At 51.4% G+C, this 25,438-nt stretch carries 19 protein-coding genes and 1 tRNA gene; 8 read left to right on the top strand and 12 right to left on the bottom strand.

Annotated features, from left to right (window positions below; all coding sequences use genetic code 11):
* Positions 1 to 12: 12 nt before the first annotated feature.
* Genes spoT through recG form a run of 3 tightly spaced genes read left to right on the top strand, consistent with a single transcriptional unit; the run spans position 13 to position 4,908 of the window.
* Complete coding sequence (spoT, locus tag OGY18_RS04375) at positions 13 to 2,127, top strand: bifunctional GTP diphosphokinase/guanosine-3',5'-bis pyrophosphate 3'-pyrophosphohydrolase (protein ID WP_003024038.1); 2,115 nt, start codon at positions 13 to 15, stop codon at positions 2,125 to 2,127.
* Between the two features lie 4 nt (positions 2,128 to 2,131).
* Positions 2,132 to 2,821, top strand: a complete 690-nt coding sequence (gene trmH, locus OGY18_RS04370) for a tRNA (guanosine(18)-2'-O)-methyltransferase TrmH (RefSeq protein ID WP_063941164.1) — start codon at positions 2,132 to 2,134, stop codon at positions 2,819 to 2,821.
* 5 nt (positions 2,822 to 2,826) lie between these two features.
* On the top strand, positions 2,827 to 4,908 hold the full coding sequence (gene recG, locus OGY18_RS04365) for an ATP-dependent DNA helicase RecG (RefSeq protein WP_286552008.1): 2,082 nt from the start codon (positions 2,827 to 2,829) through the stop codon (positions 4,906 to 4,908).
* Between the two features lie 42 nt (positions 4,909 to 4,950).
* Here recG and gltS read toward each other — a convergent pair whose 3' ends face one another.
* The gene (gene gltS, locus OGY18_RS04360; protein WP_003024029.1) at positions 4,951 to 6,156 is read right to left on the bottom strand and encodes a sodium/glutamate symporter; all 1,206 of its coding nucleotides are present in this window, start codon (positions 6,154 to 6,156) and stop codon (positions 4,951 to 4,953) included.
* 225 nt (positions 6,157 to 6,381) lie between these two features.
* Between gltS and xanP the strand changes: the two genes are divergently transcribed.
* A complete protein-coding gene (xanP, locus tag OGY18_RS04355; protein WP_003024026.1) occupies positions 6,382 to 7,773 on the top strand; it encodes a xanthine/proton symporter XanP in 1,392 nt (463 codons plus the stop codon).
* Positions 7,774 to 7,894: 121 nt separating this feature from the next.
* On the top strand, positions 7,895 to 9,604 hold the full coding sequence (locus OGY18_RS04350; protein WP_286552006.1) for an AsmA family protein: 1,710 nt from the start codon (positions 7,895 to 7,897) through the stop codon (positions 9,602 to 9,604).
* 42 nt (positions 9,605 to 9,646) lie between these two features.
* On the opposite strand, the gene OGY18_RS04345 is transcribed toward OGY18_RS04350, so the two are convergent.
* The 9 genes from OGY18_RS04345 to OGY18_RS04305 form a co-directional block, all read right to left on the bottom strand.
* On the bottom strand, positions 9,647 to 10,324 hold the full coding sequence (locus tag OGY18_RS04345; protein WP_003827238.1) for a D-lyxose/D-mannose family sugar isomerase: 678 nt from the start codon (positions 10,322 to 10,324) through the stop codon (positions 9,647 to 9,649).
* Between the two features lie 49 nt (positions 10,325 to 10,373).
* Entirely contained in the window at positions 10,374 to 11,234 is an 861-nt protein-coding gene (locus OGY18_RS04340; RefSeq protein WP_003827236.1) for a ketose-bisphosphate aldolase, read from the bottom strand.
* Between the two features lie 80 nt (positions 11,235 to 11,314).
* Positions 11,315 to 12,166 (bottom strand): class II fructose-bisphosphate aldolase, encoded by an 852-nt coding sequence (locus OGY18_RS04335; RefSeq protein WP_003827234.1) that lies wholly within the window; start codon positions 12,164 to 12,166, stop codon positions 11,315 to 11,317.
* 11 nt (positions 12,167 to 12,177) lie between these two features.
* Positions 12,178 to 13,269 (bottom strand): PTS fructose transporter subunit IIC, encoded by a 1,092-nt coding sequence (locus OGY18_RS04330; RefSeq protein ID WP_003827232.1) that lies wholly within the window; start codon positions 13,267 to 13,269, stop codon positions 12,178 to 12,180.
* A gap of 26 nt (positions 13,270 to 13,295) precedes the next feature.
* On the bottom strand, positions 13,296 to 13,616 hold the full coding sequence (locus OGY18_RS04325; RefSeq protein WP_003827230.1) for a PTS fructose transporter subunit IIB: 321 nt from the start codon (positions 13,614 to 13,616) through the stop codon (positions 13,296 to 13,298).
* Between the two features lie 19 nt (positions 13,617 to 13,635).
* Positions 13,636 to 14,106 carry a PTS sugar transporter subunit IIA gene (locus tag OGY18_RS04320; protein WP_063941167.1) on the bottom strand — a complete coding sequence of 157 codons (471 nt, stop codon included), beginning with the start codon at positions 14,104 to 14,106 and terminating at the stop codon, positions 13,636 to 13,638.
* Positions 14,107 to 14,132: 26 nt separating this feature from the next.
* Positions 14,133 to 15,686 (bottom strand): BglG family transcription antiterminator, encoded by a 1,554-nt coding sequence (locus OGY18_RS04315; RefSeq protein ID WP_286552003.1) that lies wholly within the window; start codon positions 15,684 to 15,686, stop codon positions 14,133 to 14,135.
* A 534-nt stretch (positions 15,687 to 16,220) separates the two neighbouring features.
* Entirely contained in the window at positions 16,221 to 18,539 is a 2,319-nt protein-coding gene (gene yicI / locus OGY18_RS04310) for an alpha-xylosidase (protein WP_126956518.1), read from the bottom strand.
* A 10-nt stretch (positions 18,540 to 18,549) separates the two neighbouring features.
* The gene (locus tag OGY18_RS04305) at positions 18,550 to 19,932 is read right to left on the bottom strand and encodes a glycoside-pentoside-hexuronide family transporter (RefSeq protein ID WP_286552000.1); all 1,383 of its coding nucleotides are present in this window, start codon (positions 19,930 to 19,932) and stop codon (positions 18,550 to 18,552) included.
* Between the two features lie 290 nt (positions 19,933 to 20,222).
* Here OGY18_RS04305 and OGY18_RS04300 point away from each other — a divergent pair.
* Both OGY18_RS04300 and OGY18_RS04295 read left to right on the top strand, forming a co-directional pair.
* Positions 20,223 to 20,317: transfer RNA gene (locus OGY18_RS04300), tRNA-Sec, on the top strand.
* A 295-nt stretch (positions 20,318 to 20,612) separates the two neighbouring features.
* A complete protein-coding gene (locus OGY18_RS04295; RefSeq protein ID WP_039026320.1) occupies positions 20,613 to 21,827 on the top strand; it encodes a tyrosine-type recombinase/integrase in 1,215 nt (404 codons plus the stop codon).
* A gap of 48 nt (positions 21,828 to 21,875) precedes the next feature.
* On the opposite strand, the gene OGY18_RS04290 is transcribed toward OGY18_RS04295, so the two are convergent.
* Positions 21,876 to 22,841, bottom strand: a complete 966-nt coding sequence (locus tag OGY18_RS04290) for a 5'-nucleotidase (RefSeq protein WP_032250630.1) — start codon at positions 22,839 to 22,841, stop codon at positions 21,876 to 21,878.
* Between the two features lie 220 nt (positions 22,842 to 23,061).
* Between OGY18_RS04290 and OGY18_RS04285 the strand changes: the two genes are divergently transcribed.
* A complete protein-coding gene (locus OGY18_RS04285) occupies positions 23,062 to 24,651 on the top strand; it encodes an SIR2 family protein (protein WP_286551997.1) in 1,590 nt (529 codons plus the stop codon).
* 43 nt (positions 24,652 to 24,694) lie between these two features.
* Here OGY18_RS04285 and OGY18_RS04280 read toward each other — a convergent pair.
* On the bottom strand, positions 24,695 to 25,438 hold a 744-nt coding region (locus OGY18_RS04280; RefSeq protein WP_286551993.1), incomplete at its 5' end, for a restriction endonuclease subunit S.

Here is a 25,438-nt window from a genome sequence, read left to right as displayed (position 1 = left end):
AGCGGGTCGCCCTTGTATCTGTTTGAAAGCCTGAATCAACTGATTCAAAACTACCTGCCGGAAGACCAGATTAAGCGTCTTCGGCAGGCGTATCTCGTTGCACGTGACGCTCACGAGGGCCAGACACGTTCAAGCGGTGAACCCTATATCACGCACCCGGTAGCGGTAGCCTGCATTCTGGCCGAGATGAAACTCGACTACGAAACGCTGATGGCTGCGCTGCTGCATGACGTGATTGAAGATACCCCAGCCACCTATCAGGACATGGAACAGCTTTTTGGTAAAAGCGTTGCAGAGCTGGTAGAAGGGGTATCGAAGCTTGATAAGCTTAAGTTTCGCGATAAGAAAGAGGCGCAAGCTGAAAACTTTCGCAAGATGATTATGGCGATGGTGCAGGATATCCGCGTCATTCTCATCAAACTTGCCGACCGCACCCACAACATGCGCACGCTAGGCTCATTACGTCCGGACAAGCGTCGCCGCATCGCCCGTGAAACCCTCGAAATCTATAGTCCGCTGGCACACCGTTTAGGTATTCATCACATTAAAACCGAGCTGGAAGAGCTGGGTTTTGAAGCGCTGTACCCAAACCGCTATCGCGTGATTAAAGAAGTGGTTAAAGCCGCTCGCGGCAACCGCAAAGAGATGATCCAAAAAATCCTCTCGGAAATCGAAGGGCGTTTGCAGGAGGCTGGTATTCCGTGTCGCGTAAGCGGGCGTGAGAAGCACCTGTACTCTATTTACTGCAAAATGGTGCTCAAAGAGCAGCGTTTTCACTCCATCATGGATATCTACGCATTTCGCGTCATCGTTCATGATTCCGATACCTGCTATCGCGTACTCGGCCAGATGCACAGCCTGTACAAACCACGCCCTGGTCGCGTGAAAGACTATATCGCCATTCCGAAAGCGAACGGATATCAGTCTTTGCACACCTCAATGATCGGCCCTCATGGCGTCCCGGTTGAAGTACAGATTCGTACTGAAGACATGGACCAGATGGCAGAGATGGGTGTCGCAGCGCACTGGGCTTACAAAGAGCACGGCGGCGAAAGCAGCACCACTGCGCAAATCCGCGCTCAGCGCTGGATGCAAAGCTTGCTGGAACTGCAGCAGAGCGCCGGTAGCTCGTTTGAATTTATTGAAAGCGTTAAATCTGATCTCTTCCCGGATGAGATTTATGTTTTCACACCGGAAGGGCGCATTGTCGAACTGCCTGCCGGTGCAACACCTGTCGACTTCGCCTACGCTGTGCATACCGATATCGGTCACGCCTGCGTCGGCGCACGCGTAGACAGACAGCCTTACCCGCTTTCACAACCGCTCTTTAGCGGTCAGACAGTTGAGATTATTACCGCGCCGGGCGCACGTCCGAATGCCGCGTGGCTAAACTTCGTCGTCAGTTCGAAAGCGCGCGCCAAGATTCGCCAACTGTTGAAAAACCTCAAGCGCGATGATTCCGTCAGTCTGGGGCGTCGACTGCTCAACCATGCCCTGGGCGGTAGCCGTAAACTGGCTGAGATCCCGCCAGAGAGCATTCAGCGTGAGCTTGAGCGCATGAAGCTCGCCACGCTTGACGATCTGCTCGCAGAAATCGGTCTGGGTAACGCCATGAGCGTGGTGGTAGCGAAAAACCTCCAGCAGGGCGAAGCAACAGCGAACGTACCAGCACAATCCGGCCATGGTCATCTGCCGATCAAAGGCGCTGACGGCGTACTGATCACCTTCGCGAAATGCTGTCGTCCAATTCCAGGCGATCCAATCATTGCCCACGTCAGTCCGGGTAAAGGTCTGGTGATCCACCATGAGTCCTGCCGTAATATTCGTGGCTACCAGAAAGAGCCAGAGAAGTTTATGGCGGTGGAATGGGATAAAGAGACGGAGCAGGAATTCATCACCGAGATTAAGGTGGATATGTTTAACCACCAAGGTGCTCTGGCGAACCTGACGGCGGCAATCAACACGACCACCTCCAATATTCAAAGTCTGAATACGGAAGAGAAAGATGGCCGCGTTTATAGCGCCTTTATTCGCCTGACCGCTCGCGATCGTGTGCACCTGGCGAATATCATGCGCAAAATCCGCGTCATGCCGGACGTGATAAAAGTCACCCGTAACCGAAACTAGTCTTATGAATGAACAGCGCTATGCACGTATCCGCGAGATGCTCGCACGTCGTCAGCCCGATCTGACCGTCTGCATGGAGCAGGTTCACAAACCTCATAACGTTTCTGCGATTATTCGTACTGCAGATGCGGTCGGCGTGCATGAAGTCCACGCCGTCTGGCCGGGTAGCCGCATGCGCACTATGCTCTCTTCTGCCGCAGGCAGTAACAGTTGGGTGCAAGTCAAGACCCACCCGACTATTGGCGATGCGGTCACACATTTAAAAAGCCGGGGCATGCAGGTCCTGGCAACCCATCTGTCAGATAAAGCCGTGGATTTTCGCGAGATTGATTACACGCACCCTACCTGCATCCTGATGGGCCAGGAGAAAACCGGCATCACTCAGGAAGCGTTGGATCTGGCTGATCAGGACATCATCATTCCCATGACTGGCATGGTGCAGTCGCTGAACGTTTCTGTCGCCTCTGCGCTGATTCTGTACGAAGCACAGCGCCAGCGGCAAAACGCAGGGATGTACCGCCGAGAAAACAGCATGCTGCCACAAGATGAGCAACAGCGCTTACTGTTTGAAGGCGGTTATCCGGTGCTGGCGAATGTCGCTAAGCGCAAAGGTCTTCCCTACCCTCACGTAAACACGCAGGGCGAAATTGAAGCCGATGCAACGTGGTGGGCCACTATGCAATCTGCGAGATAAACGCGATGAAAGGCCGTTTACTGGATGCCATCCCACTCAACTCTCTGACCGGCGTTGGCGCAGCGCAAAGCAGTAAACTGGCGAAAATTGGCCTGCACACCGTGCAGGACCTCCTGCTCCACCTTCCTCTGCGTTACGAAGACCGTACCCATCTGTACCCAATTGGCGAACTGCTGCCGGGTGTCTATGCCACCGTTGAAGGCGAAGTGCTGAACTGCAATATCACCTTCGGCGGCCGCCGGATGATGACCTGTCAAATCAGCGATGGCTCGGGGATTCTCACCATGCGCTTTTTCAACTTCAGTGCAGCGATGAAAAACAGCCTTGCTACCGGGCGTAGGGTTCTGGCCTACGGCGAAGCCAAACGCGGGAAATACGGCGCAGAGATGATTCACCCGGAATACCGCGTACAAGGCGATCTCAGCACGCCAGAATTGCAGGAAACACTCACACCAGTGTATCCAACCACCGAAGGTGTGAAGCAGGCCACACTGCGCAAGCTGACCGATCAGGCACTGGATCTGCTCGATACCTGCGCCATTGCCGAACTGCTGCCGCCAGAGCTGTTACAGGGCATGATGAGCCTACCCGAAGCACTGCGCACATTGCACCGCCCCCCACCGTCGCTGCAACTCAGCGATCTGGAAACCGGACAACATCCGGCGCAGCGACGTCTGATTCTCGAAGAACTGCTGGCGCATAACCTCAGCATGCTGGCGCTACGCGCCGGGGCACAGCGTTTTCACGCCCAGCCGTTAAGTGCTAACAACGCGCTAAAAGATAAGCTGCTGGCAGCATTGCCGTTCAAACCTACTGGCGCGCAGGCCCGCGTTACCGCTGAGATTGAACGCGATATGGCGCTGGATGTGCCGATGATGCGCCTGGTGCAGGGTGATGTCGGCTCCGGTAAAACGCTGGTTGCCGCGCTGGCTGCGCTGCGGGCTATCGCACATGGTAAACAGGTTGCGCTAATGGCTCCTACCGAATTATTGGCTGAACAGCATGCAAATAACTTCCGCAACTGGTTCGAGCCACTGGGCGTTGAAGTGGGCTGGCTGGCGGGCAAGCAGAAAGGTAAAGCACGTCTGGCGCAACAGGAAGCTATCGCCAGCGGTCAGGTGCAGATGATTGTCGGCACGCACGCGATTTTCCAGGAACAGGTGCAGTTCAACGGGCTGGCGCTGGTTATCATCGACGAACAGCACCGCTTCGGCGTACATCAGCGTCTGGCACTGTGGGAGAAAGGTCAGCAGCAGGGTTTCCATCCACACCAGCTAATCATGACCGCCACGCCGATTCCGCGCACCCTGGCGATGACAGCCTATGCTGACCTCGACACATCGGTTATCGATGAACTCCCTCCAGGGCGTACGCCGGTCACCACAGTCGCCATTCCGGATACCCGCCGCAGCGATATTATTGATCGCGTGCGCAACGCCTGTACCCACGAAGGACGTCAAGCATACTGGGTCTGTACGCTGATTGAAGAGTCTGACTTGTTGGAAGCTCAGGCGGCAGAAGCGACGTGGGAAGAGCTTAAACTGGCGCTGCCAGAACTCAATATTGGCCTGGTACACGGGCGCATGAAGCCCGCTGAGAAGCAGTCAGTAATGGCGGCCTTTAAGCAGGGTGAACTGCATCTGCTGGTTGCCACCACGGTGATTGAAGTGGGCGTGGACGTACCCAACGCCAGCCTGATGATTATTGAAAACCCGGAACGCTTAGGTCTGGCCCAGTTGCACCAGTTGCGTGGTCGCGTAGGCCGTGGCGCGGTGGCCTCCCACTGTGTCCTGCTCTACAAATCACCGCTGTCTAAAACCGCGCAGAAACGCCTGCAGGTTCTGCGAGACAGCAACGATGGATTCGTGATTGCGCAAAAAGATTTAGAGATTCGCGGCCCCGGCGAGCTGTTAGGTACTCGCCAGACCGGAACGGCAGAATTCAAGGTCGCAGATTTACTGCGCGATCAGGCGATTATCCCGGAAGTTCAGCGCATTGCCCGCCATATTCACGAACGTTATCCGCAACAGGCCTTGGCACTGATAGAGCGCTGGATGCCGGAAACCGAACGCTACTCCAACGCGTAGTTAATTCATAGCGGCGGCGGATGTTACCCCGCCGCACAGACGTTATTGCGCGAAAATCGGTAACAGCAGATACAGCTTAATCACCAGCGCGTTGACGATATCGATAAAGAACGCCCCCACCATCGGCACCACCAGAAACGCCATATGGGATGGTCCAAAACGTTCGGTAATCGCCTGCATGTTGGCAATCGCCGTCGGCGTCGCGCCGAGGCCAAAACCACAGTGTCCGGCTGCCAGCACGGCGGCATCGTAGTTCTTACCCATCATGCGCCAGGTGACGAATATCGCGTACAGCGCCATGAAAATAGTCTGCACAACCAGGATTGCCAGCATCGGCAAGGCCAGTGAAGCCAGTTCCCACAACTTCAGGCTCATCAACGCCATCGCCAGGAACAGCGACAGACTTACGTTACCCAGCACCGAAACTGCACGTTCGAACACCCGATAAAAACCCAGTAGCGCCAGACCGTTACTGAGGATCACCCCAACAAACAGCACGCAGACGAAGGTCGGCAATTCCAGCACTGTTCCAACCAGCATTTGCGCAACGATTTTACCCACCGTCAGACAGATAGCGATCAGAGCAATGGTTTCAATCAGCACCAGCGAGGTGATCATGCGCCCAACGTCCGGCTTTTCAAATGCGGTCGGCACGGCCTGATCGTCCGGCATACCGTCTGGCGTGGTAGAGTGTTTGACCAGATAGCGTGCCACCGGGCCGCCAATCAGTCCGCCCAACACCAGACCAAACGTTGCGCAAGCCATCGCCACTTCAGTCGCATTGGTGAAGCCATAACGTTCAATAAACAGCTTGCTCCACGCGGCCCCGGTTCCGTGTCCACCAGAGAGGGTGATCGAGCCAGCGATCAGACCCATCAGCGGGTCCAGACCCAGTAGGGTCGCCATACCAATACCGATGGCGTTTTGCATCAGCAACAAGCCAACAACCACAATCAGAAAGATACCCACCACGCGGCCACCAGCACGCAGACTGGCGATATTGGCGTTCAGGCCGATAGTGGCGAAAAAGGCCAGCATCAGCGGATCGCGCAGGGTCATATCGAAGTTCACTTCCCAACCCATGCTTTTTTTCAGCACCAGCAGCGCAATCGCCACCAGCAATCCACCTGCAACGGGTTCGGGAATGGTGTATTTTTTCAGGAAGGAAACAGACTGGACGAGCTTACGTCCCAGCAGCAACACAAGGGTTGCCGCAACCAGCGTTGATAACGTATCGAGATAAAACATTTACAGCTCCATTAGTGCGTTTAGCACAATCACGCACGATGCATTCCAGACCGATTTTTAGCTCTTATTGAGTTTTCGGAGTGGATTTTAAGCAGAAAATGATGAAAAGTTATATAAAAATGTTTGTTTATCCGTTTTAAATATTAAGAATACCTGCTAGCAAACGTTTGCTTTTCTGCCCTGGTCAGATAAAATCACCGCTTTTCCACCATGGGATTGCCTCTGATGTCCGTTAACGCCGTAGAGTCAACAAATGCGCAACCGGTTGCGCAGACTCACAACAGTGAACTGATTTACCGTCTTGAAGATCGCCCCCCGTTAGCCCAGACCCTGTTTGCCGCCTGTCAGCATCTGCTGGCCATGTTCGTCGCGGTGATCACCCCTGCTCTGTTAATTTGCCAGGCGCTTGGTTTACCGGCTCAGGATACTCAACACATTATCAGTATGTCGCTGTTCGCCTCCGGCGTAGCTTCTATCATTCAGATCAAAGCCTGGGGACCAGTAGGCTCAGGGCTGCTATCCATTCAGGGCACCAGCTTTAACTTTGTTGCGCCACTGATTATGGGCGGTACGGCGCTAAAAACCGGTGGCGCAGATGTCCCAACCATGATGGCGGCGCTGTTCGGTACACTGATGCTGGCAAGCTGCACCGAGATGGTTATCTCGCGTGTCCTGCACCTGGCGCGTCGTATTATTACTCCGCTGGTCTCAGGGGTGGTCGTGATGATTATCGGCCTGTCGTTGATTCAGGTGGGTCTGACATCGATTGGCGGTGGCTATGCCGCAATGAGCGACAACACCTTTGGTGCGCCGAAGAATTTACTGTTGGCAGGCGTGGTGCTGGCGCTAATCATCCTGCTTAACCGTCAACGTAACCCTTACCTGCGCGTTGCGTCATTGGTGATTGCGATGGCGGCAGGCTATCTGCTGGCCTGGTTTATGGACATGCTGCCGCAAAATACCGCACCGGTAAGTCAGGACCTGCTGATGGTGCCAACGCCGCTGTATTATGGCCTGGGCATCGACTGGAGTTTACTGCTGCCGCTGATGCTGGTCTTTATGATCACTTCACTGGAAACCATCGGCGATATTACGGCCACCTCTGATGTCTCCGAGCAGCCGGTTTCTGGTCCGCTGTATATGAAGCGCCTGAAAGGCGGCGTGCTGGCGAACGGTCTGAACTCGTTTGTTTCCGCCGTGTTCAACACCTTCCCGAACTCCTGTTTTGGCCAGAACAACGGGGTTATTCAGTTAACGGGCGTCGCCAGCCGCTACGTTGGTTTTGTGGTGGCGCTGATGCTGATCGCTCTGGGCCTGTTCCCGGCAGTCAGCGGTTTTGTACAGCATATTCCTGAGCCGGTACTGGGCGGCGCAACGCTGGTAATGTTCGGTACTATCGCAGCATCCGGTGTGCGTATCGTGTCCCGCGAGCCGCTGAACCGCCGCGCGATTCTGATTATCGCGCTGTCGCTGGCAGTTGGTCTGGGTGTTTCCCAGCAGCCGCTGATTCTCCAGTTCGCCCCGGATTGGGTGAAAAACCTGCTCTCTTCCGGTATCGCCGCTGGCGGTATTACCGCAATCGTTCTGAATCTGGTATTCCCGCCAGAAAAGCAATAAGCAAAATGCGGCGTTGGTTCTGAATCAACGCCGCTGTAACGCTCTTTCACCATTCCCGCCTTGAGCATTGCGCCTAAATCGTGCATAACTTGACTATGTGCACTTCGCGGGATGGAAGACCATGAAATTTATTGGAAAGCTGCTTCTTTACGTGCTGATCGCCCTTGCAGTGGCGATTCTCGGCCTTTATTTTCTACTGCAAACCCGCTGGGGGGCAGAGCACGTCAGCGCCTGGGTTTCGGAGAACAGCAGCTACCATCTGGCGTTTGATGCCATCGATCACCGGTTTTCTTCCCCTTCCCATATTCTGCTGGAAAACGTCACCTTTGGCCGGGATGGTCAGCCCGCAACGCTGGTCGCTAAAACGGTCGATATTGGGCTGAGTAGCCGCCAAATCACCGACCCGCTGCACGTAGACACCATTTTGTTGCAAAACGGCACGCTGAATCTTTCCCAGCAAACAGCGCCGTTGCCGTTCCAGGCCGATCGCCTGCAATTGCAGGATATGGCGCTTAACAGCCCCGGCAGCGAGTGGAACCTCAGCGCCCAGCGCGTTAACGGCGGCGTCATTCCCTGGAGCCCTGAGGCAGGTAAAATTCTCGGGAGCAAAGCGCAAATTCAGCTCAGCGCCAGTTCGTTGACGCTCAACGATGTTCCAACTACCAACGTCTTGATTGAAGGCAGCATCGACCATGACCGGGTGACGCTAAGCAATATTGGCGCTGACGTGGCGCGTGGGGCATTAACCGGCGTAGCGCAACGCAATGCAGACGGGAGCTGGGTTGTGGAGAATCTGCGCCTGAACGATATCCGGCTGCAAAGCGACAAATCGCTGGCCGACTTCTTTGCCCCGTTAAGCACTATTCCTTCCCTGCAAATTGGTCGTCTGGAAGTGACGGATGCCCGTCTGCAAGGCCCCGACTGGGCGGTGACGGATCTCGATCTGAGCTTGCGCAACATGACCTTCAGCAAGGACGACTGGCAAACTCAGGAAGGAAAATTGTCGATGAACGCCAGCGAGTTTATTTACGGCTCTCTGCATTTCTTCGATCCGATTCTGAACGCCGAGTTCTCACCTCAGGGCATTGCGCTGCGCCAGTTCACCACCCGCTGGGAAGGCGGTATGGTCAGAACATCCGGAAACTGGATGCGCAGCAACAAAGCACTGGTCCTTGACGATGCCGCTATTGCTGGTCTGGAATACACGCTGCCGGAAAACTGGAAGCAGCTGTGGATGAAACCCCTGCCAGCGTGGTTAAACAGCCTGGCGCTGAAAAAATTTAGTGCCAGCCGTAATCTGGTGATAGATATCGACCCCAATTTCCCGTGGCAGCTCACCGCGCTGGACGGCTACGGTGCTAACCTCGGGCTGGTACAGAACAATCAGTGGGGGATCTGGAGCGGTAGCGCCACCCTCAACGCCGCTGCCGCTACCTTTAACCGTACCGACGTGCGTCGCCCTTCGCTGGCGCTGACGGCAAACAGCAGCACCATCAATATCAGCGAACTGAGCGCCTATACGGAAAAAGGACTGCTGGAGGCCACTGCCAGCATTTCGCAGCTACCTCAGCGCCAGACGCAGGTCAGCCTAAACGGGCGCGGCGTGCCAATGACGATCCTGCAGCAGTGGGGCTGGCCCGCACTGCCGCTTTCCGGCGATGGCAACATCCAGCTTACCGCCAGCGGCAATATTCAGGCCGATGTGCCGCTCAAGCCAACGGTCAACGGTCAGCTGCATGCGGTGAACGTGGAGAAACAGCAGGTAACGCAAACCATGCAGGCGGGCGTGGTTTCGGGGAGTGAAGTCACTGCACCACCACCTGCACAATGATTTATTGCCCGGTGGCGCTTCGCTTACCGGGCCTACTCACGCTCATAAGCGAATATATTCACTGCACAACAGCCATTTCACCGGCTCGTCTTCTTCAATCAACGGGAAGCGACCGCCAGGTTCCAAAAAGTGGTTGTCATGCTGGTCGTCATTGACCATCGAGATTTCCCAGCCCAGCACAAACGCCTTCTCCGCCCAAAAGCGATGATACAAGCGCGGTGGCAGGCACACTCCTTGTCCCGGTTTCAATACCAGCGTCTCGCCAGCGTTAACTGTACGCCGCTGACCATCCACGCTAACCTCAACAACGCGTCGGGCGTCATACTCATCATCAGGCGTGGCCCACGCCAGTTGCATACACAAATCACCGCCGCCGCGATTAACGATATCTTCCATTTTATGGCGATGAAAATGCCATGGCGTTTGCTGATCCTGCTGAATTTGCAACATCTTTTCGGCGTACGGTTTGGGGTAGTCCGCTGACCCCATCAAACCATTGCGCAACGTTAGTAACGTCAGCCCCGTTTGCGCAAAATCTCCGTGCCCGAAGTCGGTAATATCCCAGCCCAACTGGAGATCGCGCACTTCACGCCACAGAGTTTGATCCTGTTGCCGCCAGGCATCGACCGTAAAATACGCAAAATCAGGCAGACAGACCCGAAAAGTCTCAGCGATGGCATGCGCTTTATCGACGGCATAATTAATGTGTGAACGTTTCATTCCACTTTTCCTTGTTGCGAAAGAGGCGGGTCGCCCCGCCTGCATGCCGTTAGTAAAGTGATGCTTTGCCGGTTGAACCGAACAGTTTCATTTTGTGGCGGATAACGTCCCGCGCGGCGCTAATGGCTTCCGGATAGATTACGTTCGGGTCCCACCAGGTTTCTTTCGCCAGGATTTCGCGGACTTTCTGGAAGTAAGCGTATTTCATATCGCTGGAAATGTTGATTTTGCCAACGCCCAGCGTCACGGATTCGGCAATTTCCGCATCCGGGTTCGCGGAACCGCCGTGCAGCACCAGCGGAATATCCACACGTCCGGCGATATCGCGCAGGATGTTCATTTGCAGCTCTGGCTGCATCCCTTTCGGGTAGATCCCGTGCGCGGTTCCAATCGCCACCGCCAGCGTGTCTGCACCGGTTCGGGCGATAAAATCCTCTGCCTGAGCAGGATCGGTATAAGTAACCTTCGACACGCCGCCTTCCACTGACGTCCCGGTCTGGCCAATCGTTCCCAACTCCCCTTCCACCGAAACACCTACCGCATGCGCCAGTTTGACCACTTCGCGGGTCAGCGCCACGTTCTCTTCATATGGCAGCAGCGAGCCATCAATCATCACCGAGGTAAACCCACACTGAATCGCCCGCAAGACATGCTCAACCGAAGCGCCGTGGTCCAGATGCAGAGTAAAGGGAACCGGGCTACGCATGGTGATATCACGGACGTAGCTAAAAAACGCATCGCCGACAAAATCATGTTCGCTGGGGTGAATGGAGATAATCGCCGGGGTGTTGGTCGCTTCCGCTTCTTCCACTACTGCGCGTACAAAGCAGCTGTCCGCCACGTTGAATGCGCCGATGGCAAAACCGTGCTGACGGGTAGGTTGCAGTAATTCTTTCATCGAAACTAACATGTTAATTCTCCAGTTTCAGGGTGTAGAAAGCCCTGCCAGTGCGTCATCGCAGAGGCATAGAAGGCGTTACAGAAAATGAATCAGGCTTTGCCGATAGCGCCGCTGGCCTGCAGGTACGGAATAATGGCTTCCTCGCAGGCCTGTTCCATCAGGGCCAGGGCATCAACGAGTTCACCGGATGTGTCGCGACACAGGGTATGCAGTAGCGCAGCCTTTCCGGCTTCGAAAACCGCCGCACCAACGTTTATCTTGGCGACACCAAACGTCGGGCAGCGCTGTAGCTGGTCAAACGGCGTTCCGCTGCCGCCATGCAGTGCCAGCGGCACCGTTGATAACCGGGCTATTTCCTCCAGCCGCAGGAAATCAATAGCAGGTGTGATACCCGGCGCGTACATGCCGTGTGCTGTACCCACCGACACCGCCAGCAAATCGATCCCGGTCTGTTGGATGAAGGGTTCCACGTCGGCGGCCTGGGTCATCAAATCAGCGTTAGCGGCGTGGTCATAGCACGGAGCATCGGCCAAATGACCCAGCTCGCCTTCCACGCACAGAGAAACGCTGGCTGCAAGCTCAACCACCGCCCGGGTCTGGCGAATGTTCTCCTCCAGCGCAAAGGCGGAGGCGTCGATCATTAAGCCGCTGAATCCGGCGCGAAAAGCCTGGCGAATGCGTACAGGATCCTTTCCATGATCCAGCGCCAGCGCGACCGGTACCGAGGCTTCCTCTGCCAGCGTTTTGACCACCGCTGCCGCTATCGGGGCTGGAAAATGCTCCAGATGCCCCTGATACAAATTCAGAATGATGGGCGCACGGTGTTTCTCCGCCACTCGCACCGCTGCGCGGGCGCTTTCCAGGTTCATACAGTTGATGGCCAACAGCGCGTACTGCTCGCGCCAGGCTTTGGTCACCATGCTTTTCATATCGGCAAACATACGGCCTCCGGTTATTCCAGGGTGAAGGTGATTTCTTCGTCTTTCAGCTTTTGATCGCTGAGTTCGTCAAACTCTTCATCACGCTCGGTTACCGGTTTCTTCCACAGCGACAGCATGACGCCGCAAATCACCGTACCGATCCCCAGCGCCAGGCAAAACAGCAGCGGATGCGTAAAGAGCGGAACCACAAACATGCCGCCGTGCGGTACCGGGCTTTCGACACCCCACACCATAATCAGGCCACCCGCAATCGCCGATGCCACCACGCAGGAGCCCACCACGCGCAGCAGGTCGCGTGCCGCAATCGGAATGACCCCTTCGGTAATCATGCAGATCCCCATCGGGAATGCGGCCTTCAGCGCCTCACGTTCCGCACGGGTGTACTTGTGACGCGTCAACAGGAAAGAGAGCGTAATGCCAAATGGAGGGATCATCGAACCGACAAACTTCACCGCTTCCGGACCGTACACGCCGCTGACCAGCATGCCGTCAGCAAACAGCGACATGGTTTTATTCACCGGCCCACCGAAGTCGAATGTCGCCATCGCACCGAGGATAGCGCCCATCAGAAAGCGGGATCCGCCCTGCATAGACTCCAGCAGATGAATCAACGCGTCCTGCAGCCAGGCAATCGGCTTGCCAATCAGCGTCATCATCAACAGGCCGCCGATAACGGTACTCAGTACCGGCAGCACCATGATGGGCATCAACCCCTGCATCGACTGCGGCAAACGGATATAGCGCTTGAGCAGTAGGACGGTATAACCGACCAGAAATCCGCCCAGCATCCCGCCGATAAAACCGGTATGAATTTCTCCGCAGACGAAGCCGACAATCAGACCCGGCGCGAATCCCGGACGGTCAGCAATGGAGTACGCAATCGCCGCGCTAATCAGCGGTACGATTAACCCCATCCCCCAGCCGCCAATCTGGTTGAGCATCCAGGGAATGGTTCCTGTTTTTTCACCGACGTTAGTGCCGCCAAGTATTTGCCCGAGAGCAATACAGATCCCGGCGGCGACAATTAACGGGATCATCCACGAAATTCCCGTTAATAAATGTTTTTTTATTTCCTGAGATAGCGGAATTTTATTTTCACTCATGTGAAATCCCTCCAGAATGAGGATCGCTACTGGTTATTATTAACTAATGATTTTTCGACCTTTTCAAGAAACTGAATGGGCGACTTTATGACGATTTCAGTTTTTACTCGCACAATGCGTTTGTTTGAAAATCGCTCCTCCCCTTTTATTTTTACATCGACAGCAAGAATCACGACATCAGCCGCAGAAATATCTTCTGTCAGCAGTTCGTTTTCTGTGCCAATGGTGCCCTGGGTTTCAACTTTTATATTATGACCAAGCGCTTTGGCACCTTTAATTAACTTCTCACGGGCAATATAGGTGTGCGCAATACCCGCCGTACAGGCGGCAACACAAACAATATTCATAACATGCTCCACATTTTATTTAGCAGACATTGGATTCAGCATATTGGCTAAAAAGCTCAATAATTTTTTGTGGACTACTTTCAACTAATAGTTGTTCAATAATGTCGTCATCTGCCAACGCACCAGCAACCTGCGAAAGCAGACGAATATGGGTGGTGTTTTGATCTTCAAGACGTACGGCAAACAGAATAATGCACCGTACATTGCTGCCGTCCAGGGTTTCCCAGGGAATCTCCTGGCGGGTACGCCCAATCGCCAGCGTGGTATTGACCACCGCCGAGGATTTCCCGTGCGGGATCGCAATATGGTTTTCGAAGCCGGTCGAGCCTTCTGACTCACGTTGCCAGACATCCTGAATAAACGTTTCGCGACAGCTAATTGCTCCATCTTTTTGCAGAATATCCGTCAGTTCCTCAATAGCCTCCGTTTTGCTTGTAGCCTTCATGTCCAAAATAACGCGATTTGTATTGAGTATTTTCGTGATGTCCATCAATCATACCTCATGGAGTTCAGACATTAATTTTCAACGACCAGCGACGTCGCCCGATGTAATTTTTCCGTAATAACCGTTTCTGTTACCCGCTTAATATCCGCATCATTGAAGAAGGCAGTGACATACACAACCGGCATGGCAACCGCGGGTAAATTAATCGTCGATACCACCAGTTCAATATCGTCCGTCAGTACAGAGGGCAGGCTGCCTGCCGACACCACGCCGACGATAGTCCAGTCCGGAAAGGCGCGTAGAATACGGCTTTTGAGTAAGTGAGAAGTGCCGATACCCGTTGAGCAGACCAGTAGTACGCGTTTACGCGCTATCTGACGCTCCATTGCGGCCTGAAAATGCACGGTTAAATATCCCACTTCATCTTCCGACACGGCCCGCTCGCCCCAACCGCTAAACATCCGATTTACCGCACACTGGGTCAGACGCCACACGTCCTGCAACTCGCCTTTGATATCCTCCAGCAACGGATTACGAATGCGGATCTGGTAGTTCAGTCGGTTAATCAGCGGCTTAATGTGGATCAGCAATCCGTCATACAGCGCCGTGTCCTGGCTAAGATCGCTGTCGACCATCTCGGCGAAGGTGGCAATCAACCGATGGGTAATCAAACGCGCTTCGTCGCTGGAGTGCATATGACCAATCACACTCACGTCATTATGCTCTTCAATCACCACACCCGAGGAGATAATGTATTGATATATAAACCAGACTTCGTCTTCGGGCAGCGGGTGGGCAATGCGTTTTTCGATATGCTGAATCATGCGACTGGCAATGGAAAATATGTTCTCATCACAGGTAGTGATGCTCTCTTCTTTTCTCGGAAGCGCATTGCCACGCGTGATGCGGTACATCATGATCAGAATATGGGTAAAGATATTGACGTAATAAGGCTCGCCGAGCGACCAACACAGGTCGCTCTCCATTTCCTGTAATAACGTCTGGACAAATAAAACATCTTCTTCGCCAAAGTAATGCACTAAGGCTTTATAACTGCCTGGGTCAAGGCGTGAATAAACCACGTTACCAGGTTCATTATGGTTAATCACACCGTTAATCAGCGACGCCATCGCCTGGCGCACACCGCTCTCGCTACCTTCGATGTGCGTGCCGCTCTGACTGCGAATCAACGACAGGCCCAGTGGGGTAATCCAGGATTCAATTACTTTCAAATCGTTCACAATCGATGCGCTACTAATAAAATAACGTTCGGATAATTTACTGATCGACGTTTCATGCGGCGTTTCGCTTAATAATTGTGAAGCTATCTTTACTCGCCGTGAATTATTCATCATGCCGTCAGCATCATCACCCTCCGTTCCTAATAACTGGTCCATATATAAAAGGTCGGTAATATTATCGGCACTTAATATCACCCCAGCACCAGCACGTTTATCGATGGCTATTTTCCATTCTGATAACCATGGTTCCAGTAAGCGCAGATCGCGCTGCACAGTTTTCTCTGAAACAGATAAATACTCGGCAACTTTCAGCAGCGTGACATATTCCTTCTTAGACAGAAGAAATTTTAATAATCTGTTTTGTCGCGAGGTAATCATTTGCATTATTTACCCTTATTACATACCAGATTAAATATCTATACCCGTCATACTTCAAGCTGCATGTGCGTTGGCTTTTGAGTTACTCGTCTCATCCATGAGACTCGCCCTTAAGGGCCGTCGCTCCGCGACGTTCAAATCTGTTCCCGACAGATTTGTCACTCACCCCAGTCACGTACTTATGTACGTTCAGGGGATTCGCTGCGTCGCCGCCTTCCTGCAACTCGAATTATTTAGGTTATAAAGAAGCATTTATGCTCCACGTGTAATCCGTGATGATAAATATAAGAGGACTACGATGCGCCAACAATACTAAATCGTGTCCTGTATTCCGGACAGAAATAAGACAAAAACGGGAAATAGTGAGATATTTACGGCGCAGATCACATTTTTCGTGGGATTCAGAGTGATATCGCTCGCAAATATGGGGAGATAAAAATTTAATTCAGGATGTTTTGGATTTTCAGATCTGGAATGCTGCTCGCAGCGTGGGCCGGATAAAACGCATTGCGTCGCCATCCAGCCCACGTTGAGATTTACTTACAGGGTAATCGTCAGCGCATCCGCATCCGGCGTGACAACCGTTCCCCACTCACTGCCCACAGACGAGCCGCCCTTCACGCCGCTAACCTGCGTAATATTACGCAGACACAGCGTCCAGTTACGCGCTTCGCCACTTCCTTGCACGGTGATGGTATTACCCGTGCGCGTCGCTTTCAGCGTGAAGATAACCGAACCGTCAGCCGCCGGGACTTCACAAATCGCCTCCCGACCCTCCTGCAGATGGAACAGCTGGAACGCCGTCCCTTCGTGCCAGGCGTAGTCCGGCTTCTGGTTATTGCAGCCCAGCGCCAGCAGTGTATTGTCGCGCACATAAACAGGCAGACTCAGGAAGTCATGCTGCTGCTTATGCCAGCGGCTGCCCGCCACCTCGTCGTTACGCCACAGATGCGTCCAGCGTCCTTCCGGCAGATAGAACTGCACATCACCCGCCTCGCTAAACACCGGCGCAACCATCACGCTATCGCCCAGCATGTACTGGCGGTCGAGATAATCACATGCCGGATCGTCCGGGAACTCAAGCATCATTGCGCGCATCATCGGCGTTCCGAGTTCATTGGCGCGCGCCGCTTCGCGATACAGGTACGGCATCATGCGGCATTTCTGCTCAGTGAAGTAGCGCACCACGTCGCAGGATTCATCATCGTACGCCCATGGCACACGGTAGGATTTACTACCGTGCAGGCGGCTGTGGCTGGAGAGCAGCCCAAACGCACACCAGCGCTTGTAGACGTGCGCCGGGGCGGTATTCTCAAAGCCGCCAATATCGTGACTCCAGAAGCCAAAGCCGGACAGGCCGATGGACAACCCGCCACGCAGGCTTTCGGCCATTGATTCATAGTTGGCATAGCAGTCACCGCCCCAGTGCACCGGGAACTGTTGCGCGCCGACCGAGGCCGAACGGGCGAACAGCACTGCCTCTTCTTCACCGACGGTCTCTTTCAGCACGTTCCATACCAGTTCGTTGTAGATGTACGCATAATGGTTGTGCATTTTCTGCGGATCGGAACCGTCAAACCACTGCACGTCAGTAGGAATGCGTTCACCAAAGTCAGTTTTGAAGCAGTCAACGCCGATATCCACCAGACCTTTCAGCTTGTTGGCATACCACTCGCAGGCTTCAGGATTGGTGAAGTCATAAATCGCCAGGCCCGGCTGCCATTTATCCCATTGCCACAGGGAGCCGTCCGGGCGCTTGAGCAGATAACCTTTCTCTTTCAGTTCATTGAACAGCGGGGATTTCTGGCCGATATAGGGGTTTATCCATACGCAGACCTTCAGCCCTTTCTCTTTCAGGCGGCGGATCATGCCTTCCGGGTCAGGGAAGGTCACCGGATCCCACTCAAAGTCGCACCACTGGAAGGCTTTCATCCAGAAGCAGTCGAAATGGAAGACGTGCAGCGGCAGATTGCGCTCGGCCATCCCGTCGATAAAACTGTTCACCGTCGCTTCATCGTAATTAGTGGTGAACGATGTAGTCAGCCACAAACCGAATGACCAGGCTGGCGGCAGCGCCGGACGACCAGTAAAGCGGGTATAACGATCCAGCACCGCTTTCGGCGTAGGGCCGTCGATGACGAAATATTCCAGATACTCGCTTTCAACGCTGAACTGCACTTTTGACACTTTCTCAGAGCCAATTTCAAACGACACGCACTGCGGATGGTTTACCAGCACGCCGTAACCACGATTGGTGAGATAAAACGGGATGTTCTTGTAAGACTGCTCGGTACTGGTGCCGCCATCGCGATTCCATGTTTCCACCGTCTGGCCGTTACGTACCAGCGCAGTAAAGCGCTCACCCAGACCGTACACCGTTTCGCCAACGCCCAGATCCAGGCGTTCAAACATATAGTTTTTCCCGCTGTTGGTGTCCTGCACGTAGCCGTTATTTTTCAGCTGGCTGCCGGTAATACGTTCGCCGTTACGCAAGAAATCCAGCGACCAGAACTCGCCTTTAGTGACCCGCACGCTCAAATTACCGCTTTTCAGTTCGGCAAATTCAGCGGTGTTTTGTATCTCTACGTTGACGTCCTGCAGCACGTTCAGCGGATAATGTGGACCGTTATCCAACGCGCCCTGGAAGTGTTCCATACGCACCCCAACCACGCCTTCCTGCGGCGAGAAAAAGCGCAGGGTGAAGAGTGGAGTATCCAGTTGCCAGGTACGTTCACGCACATCGCGCGGCGCAACGTAGACAATCATCTCGTTACCCTGCTGTTCGACCTCGAACACCTGAATCGGGTGAGTTAAATTCAGGCCAGGCTGCGTCAGCCAGTTTCCGTCGCTAATTTTCATCGTTGGTTCCTTAGTTCTGTAATTCTTTCGTCGAAAAATCCTGCTGATTGCGGTGCGCACCGTGAGCCAGCTGACTCATGATTTCCGTCAGATACGGCGTTTTCAGGGTATAGAAGCGTTTGGCAATCACGGCACTCAACAGGTAACAAATAGCTGGGACAATCGTGAACAATGCGATAATGATGCTAATGGTGGCGCTGTTCTGGGTTTTCGCTGCGGCATCGTAACCGCCGCCCGCCAGCATCCAGCCGATCATCGCCCCGCCGAACGCCAGACCCAGCTTCAGCACGAACAGCGTGCCCGCGAAGCTGATCCCCGTCAGACGTTTTCCGTTACACCACTCGCCGTAATCAACGGTATCGGACATCATCACCCACTGGATTGGCGTCACGAGCTGATGCAGTACGCCAATCACGAAGATGAAGGCAAACATGGTGAGGTTGGCGTGCATCGGCACGAAGAACATTGCCAGACTGACGACCGCCAGCAGGGCGTTCGTCCACCAGAAGACGCTGACTTTGCATTTCCAGTCAGTCAGCGGTTTTGCCAGCGCGGAGCCGATAAGATTGCCGACGCAATAGGTGGTGAGGAAGGCGACAAACACTTCCGGGGTACCCAGAATCCAGGTGACGTAATACATCATCGCCCCGCCGCGTACGCAGACGGCCAGGATGTTGAGGATGGTCAGCAGGCCGACGATGCGCCATTGGTCGTTTTGCCAGATGTCGCGCAGATCTTCACGCATTGAATTGTTGGTTGGCGGCGCTTCAACACGTTCTTTGGTGGTGAAGAAGCAAAACGCCAGCATCAGGAACGCCACAACCGAGAGCACGGCAATCCCGCCCTGGAAGCCCAGCGCTTTATCTTCACCGCCAATCAGATTCACCAGCGGCATCATCAGCACGGTGGAGAGCATGCCGCCCGCCGTCGCCAGCACAAAGCGCCATGACTGCAGGGAGATACGCTGCGTTGGGTCATTAGTTATCACACCGCCCAGCGCGCAGTAGGGAATATTCACCACGGTATAAAGCAGGGTCAGCAGCGTGTAGGTGATTGCGGCATAAATCATTTTGCCGTGCAGGCTGAGATCCGGCGTGCTGTAGGCGAGCACACAGACCAGGCCAAACGGCAGAGCGCCAAACAGCACCCACGGGCGGAATTTCCCCCAGCGCGAACGGGTGCGGTCGGCGAGCAGTCCCATGCAAGGGTCTGAGATAGCATCCAGCGCGCGAGCCAGTAAGAACATCGTGCCGACAAAACCGGCCGGGATACCAAAAATATCGGTATAGAAGAACATCATATATAACATAACGTTATCAAAGATGATGTGGCTGGCGGCATCGCCCATGCCGTAGCCAATCTTCTCTTTAACGGACAAAATCTCACTTTTCATTACGCATCCTTGTTAGCACTTTCACACGCACTGATACCGGTTACAGTTCTTGTAAACCATCCCTGTGAGCGCGGGTATTCCGATATCTCGTTATCAAATTACGATTCTTGTTTTCTGTGATCAGGGTAGCGTCTGAAAATGTGTCTAAGTGTAAGTAATGGATTTTGCGGGGATTTATTTGAAACTGGTCATGGTATGGAGAAACGGAAGTTAAAAAAGTGAGTGAGGGGGTGTGGAAACGTTTGGAAGTAGCTATAATGCGCCCCGCCTCCATGTAGCAATCGAGGCGCGGAAGATCGTCATCTCCGGTGAGGTGGCTGGACTTCAAATCCAGTTGGGGCCGCCAGCGGTCCCGGGCAGGTTCGACTCCTGTGATCTTCCGCCAATTTGCCTCTCCTGAACTCCCTCGAAGTCAACAAAACCCCTGTAATACCTGATAAAATAAGAGAAATAACCCCACCATTGTCGCCTGAAGGTAATCGGCATCAAGTCCTTTTTGGGGGTACATTAGGGGGTGTTATTTTCCTTTAAAATATCAGCACCCCCATAATGGTAAAAATGTGATATATAACAACAGGTTTCAAAGACATCTTTGTTATATAAGGGGTACATGGGGGTATCAGGTTAATCATTAGCGGAAGTCCCCTGGAGGATGGATTTATCAAAAGCCGGAGGATGTAATGGCGCTAACCGATGTAAAAGTGAAAACCGCAAAGCCAAAAGAAAAGCCCTATAAGCTGACCGATGGCGGCGGCATGTATCTACTGATTAACGCTAATGGTTCCAAATACTGGCGTATGAAGTACCGCTTCGCCGGTAAAGAAAAGATGCTTTCCATTGGCGTATACCCTGATGTTTCCCTGGCAGACGCACGCGAAAAGCGCAGTGAGGCCAGAAAAATTCTCTCCGCTGGAGGAGATCCGGGTGAAGTAAAGAAAGAAGAAAAAATCGCCCAGCAAATGAGCCAAAAGAATACGTTCGAGGCCATTGCCCGCGAATGGCATCAGACGAAAGCCGATCGCTGGTCATTACGCTACCGCGATGAAATCATCGACACCTTCGAGAAGGATATCTTCCCTCATACGGGAAGACGCCCTATCGTCGATATTAAGCCGATGGACTGGCTTGAGATCCTTCGTCGCCTTGAAAAGCGCGGCGCTTTAGAGAAAATGCGCAAAGTCCGCCAGCGTTGTAATGAAGTCTACCGTTACGCTATCGTTACCGGGAGAGCTGAATATAATCCCGTGTCAGATCTTGCTACAGCGCTGGCAACGCCTAAGAAAACACATTTCCCGTTCCTCACAGTCGAAGAGTTACCACACTTCCTTAAAGATCTGGCCGGATACACCGGTAGTATTATCACCAAAACAGCCACACAGATCATCATGTTAACCGGCGTGCGTACACAAGAGCTGCGTTTCGCTCGCTGGGAAGATATCGATTTTGAGAAGAAATTGTGGGAAATCCCGGCAGAAGTGATGAAGATGAAACGGCCTCATATTGTGCCGCTCTCAGAGCAGGTCATTGCGCTGTTTGCACAGCTTGAACCGATCTCAAGGCATCACCCGCTGGTTTTTATCGGCAGGAATGATCCTCGCAAGCCGATCAGCAAGGAAAGCATTAATCAGGTTATCGAATTGCTGGGATATAAAGGCAGGCTGACGGGGCACGGTTTCCGCCACACGATGAGCACCATTCTGCATGAGCAGGGGTTTAACTCCGCGTGGATTGAAACGCAGCTTGCACACGTCGATAAGAACGCGATTCGCGGGACGTATAACCATGCTCAGTATCTTGATGGGCGTAGGGAAATGATGCAGTGGTATGCGGATTATATCGATGAGTTAGGGAGAGCTGGGGCAGTGGTAGAAGGGATGTTTGGGAAGACTGCATAAATTAATAAATAGCCTTCTAGCGGTAAAGATGGCTATTTATTTAAGGTTTCATGACGCTTTGTTTTCAAAAAGCTCTGAATTGCTGGCGTAAGGTACTTTCCCGGAAGGAACCACCTTTGCAGCAGTATTCAAATGCACATCCTGATCGTCAAAGAAAATGTGCGGTTTAAATGCCTTCAAAACTTTTGTTTTCTCTACACCGCCAAGAAAAAAAGCTTCATCGACATACACCCCCCAGCTTCTCAGTGTTTTAATGACGCGCATTTCCGATGGGCTGTTTCTGGCGGTCACCAGTGCAATACGGACAGGGGAATACTCAACTCTTGTCGGTAGTCGCTCCTGAAGCTTGGCTATTTTTTTTAGCAAAGTGGCATATGGACCCTCAGCCATTGGGATATCTTGTTGTGCATCCTCCAGCGCATGAAAAGCAGCCATCCCTTGAGTCTTATAAACTAACTCACTTTCATCAGAGAAAAGCACGGCATCACCGTCAAACGCAATGCGGACCTGCCCTTCCGGGATATCTGAGGCGTCGGAGGGAGGATCTTTGAGGATTGCAGCGGCGCAGAATCGGGAATCAATTACCTTTTGCGCATCTTCAACGTTAGTTGTTAAAAACAGATCCACATCAAAGGCATCAAGGTAATCGGCAACGGTTTCGCCTGCGGTAAAAGCTGAACGTGTAATATCGAGTTTGTCATGGCGAATGGTATTTAGAACACGGATACCTGTATCAGGACTGTTACGCGACATAACAACGACTTCAACCAACGGTGATTGATCATCCGGTTGACGATACTGGTTCAGACCCAGAAGCGCTTTGACCAAGGGGTAACCTGTACCAGGCTGCAAAGGTTGGTTTTCGTGTTCCAGCATGTAGGCGCGATACTTTTCAATGGCGCTATCAGGATCGGTCGCATAGGTTTCCCGAAACATGCGATCGGATTCACTCATGTCAAAAAGCGCAGTTGCACTGATGCCAATAACTAAGGTGTTACTTAAATCTAAAGGCATTGTTTATCCTGAAGTAAAGGGGCAAGATTACTGCACCACCGTATCATAACGCAGGCACTGTGTAGCGGATACTGGCCACAGATCTATAGATAATGGGCCAAATTGCCAGAACAGATAAATGAATTTTAAAGGTGCAAAATTTTTTAATCATGCACTGGAGATGGCAACCGCAATGTCTTACCGTTGTCTCAGTTGAGGATTTTTGATAGGGAATACCAATATGAATTTCAAGAAAAAACTCGAAGAGCATTTTAAGCAGTTTGAGGCATCCCCTGTGTTATTTGTTGGCTCCGGAGTGTCTCGTCGTTACCTTGGTGTGCCATGTTGGCAAGACCTTTTGAAGCATTTTGCTGAGGCGATTGGGGAAAATCATATAAAATTAAAAACAAAATCTAATGGTGACTTACCCGAATATGCACAATTATTAGTGTCGGCATACGCTGAGAAATGGTGGGATACTAAAGAAGGACAATTAGCATTAAGTGAAAAAGAACAGGAGAAAATTTTCATTAACGAACAGTCTCCTTTGAAGTTGTCAATATCTAAATATATTGAGAATGCACATAAAAATATTATAGAAAATGATGAGTTAAAACACGAAATTTCTCTTTTTGCGAAAGCAAATATTGATGGGGCTATTACCACAAACTGGGATGTTTTTCTAGAAAGCCTTTTCCCTAAATTTACAACCTTTATAGGCCAGGACGGGTTGATTACTGGCAGGAGTCACGGCATTGCCGAAATATATAAAATACATGGTTGCTGCACTGAGCCTAACTCATTGATTTTAACATCAAGTGACTATGATAAATATAGGAAGAAAAACCCCTACCTATCATCTAAGTTACTAACTATGTTTATAGAGAGGCCTGTTATTTTCTTAGGTTACTCTTTAACAGATGAACATATAGCTGAAATCCTGGAAGATATAGTTAGTTGTTTTCCTGATGCTAGTTTGGATTTTTTACAGAACAAATTATTGTTTGTTGAATGGAAACCTGAACTTGAAGAGGCCGACATTAGTGATTCTGTTATTCATAAAAAAATACCAGTAAAATATGTTCAGGCACCATCTTATAAAGAAATATTTGAAGTGCTGAGTGAAACTAAAAAAAGGATTCCAGCACATTTATTCCGAATGATAAAAGATGAACTTTATGAATTAGTCTTAACTGATGATCCGAAAGGGAAATTATATGTGAGGGACTCAGAGAAGATTGAAGAGGGCGCCAATACAACAGAGTTTGTTGTGGGATATGGTGCTATTTCGATGGTGAAAAAATCAGAATCGATGGCAGCAAAAGGATTGGTTGGGCTGGAGCGTGTAGACCTCATCCGTGAAGTTGTATTCGAAAATGGACATTATGATTGGGAATGCGTTGTTAATGATGTTCTGCCAAATATTTGCAAAGGTAATGCGCGCATTCCTATTTTTCATTTCTTAAATCATGCTAATTTAATTAATCCTGACGGGAGTATAATTAACGAGCCTGAACTTGCAGGTGGTGTTTTATCACGATTAGATATTACTCCTGTAAGTTTTCAGTCTCAAGGTTGGGATAAACGACGTTCTGAAAACGTTCCTGAAGTTAGAGTTGGTGTAAATGAGTTATATCTTGCTTATGATTTCGGTTTTTTTTTGAGGATGATGCCCTATATGGAACCAGGTTTAATTAATCGAGATATGAATGAACTACATAAAATACTGAAAAAGCATATTGATGAAGCGATGAGCATTCAGGCTCTATCAAGTAATTTTTGTAGACTGGTCTGTCTGTATGATTTTATAAAGAATAGCAATAAATTTTAAGAGTTAAGGTTTCACTTATTAAGTGAAACCTTTGACTTATAGATTATAATAGATTTTGAATTTGAAAGTGTTTTTTACTTAATGATGACAGTAATTCTTCCAAATCGTTATGGTTTATTTTTTTCTTAATGCTATCGACTTTTAATTTTATCTTCATAAAAGAAGTCAGTACGTTTTCTGGGGGGATGTTTATTTTAATCTTCCCAACTATATCTTTATTCAGGTTCGCCATCGTAACCCCACGAGACTCTTTCTGTAAAAAGTTCTTAATCGAATCGCTAGATAAATATTCGTTCAAATAAAAAGAAAGTATTTCATTTGGCGTTTTTAATCTAATAAAAAGGCTTCCTGTGCCGCAAAACCATCCATCCTCTTTATCATTAATCAGTGCACAACGACCCATTTCTCCTCTTCGGCCCATTATAATGTCACCTTTTTTTAAATGATATTCTTTTAGTTTGTCATATTTGTGGCGATCTACGCATAGTTTAAAGTTGGGAATGATAATACCATTTTTAATATTTGTAGGGTTAATTAGTGGTATACCATTTTCAACATAATCTTCCTTATGAAGCTGGGTTCCAAATGGTCCAGTTTGGATAAATGCTATGTCTTTTAAATCTTTCAACTCCCAACCATTTAATAAAAAAGTTTCATCATTGAATTTTTTTTGAAACGTAGTTTTTAAAAAGTTATCAGCCAGTTTGTTAGGGAAGGTGCGAACAAGTTCCTGATATGAGATCATCATATTCATCCGGAGCGCATCCCAGAGGGACATCATGAGCCA

The organism is Citrobacter sp. Cpo142 (assembly GCF_030332425.1).
Lineage (GTDB): Bacteria > Pseudomonadota > Gammaproteobacteria > Enterobacterales > Enterobacteriaceae > Citrobacter > Citrobacter portucalensis.
The sequence above is the reverse complement of the archived record's forward strand: the minus strand, read 5'-3'. Positions and strand labels throughout refer to the sequence as shown.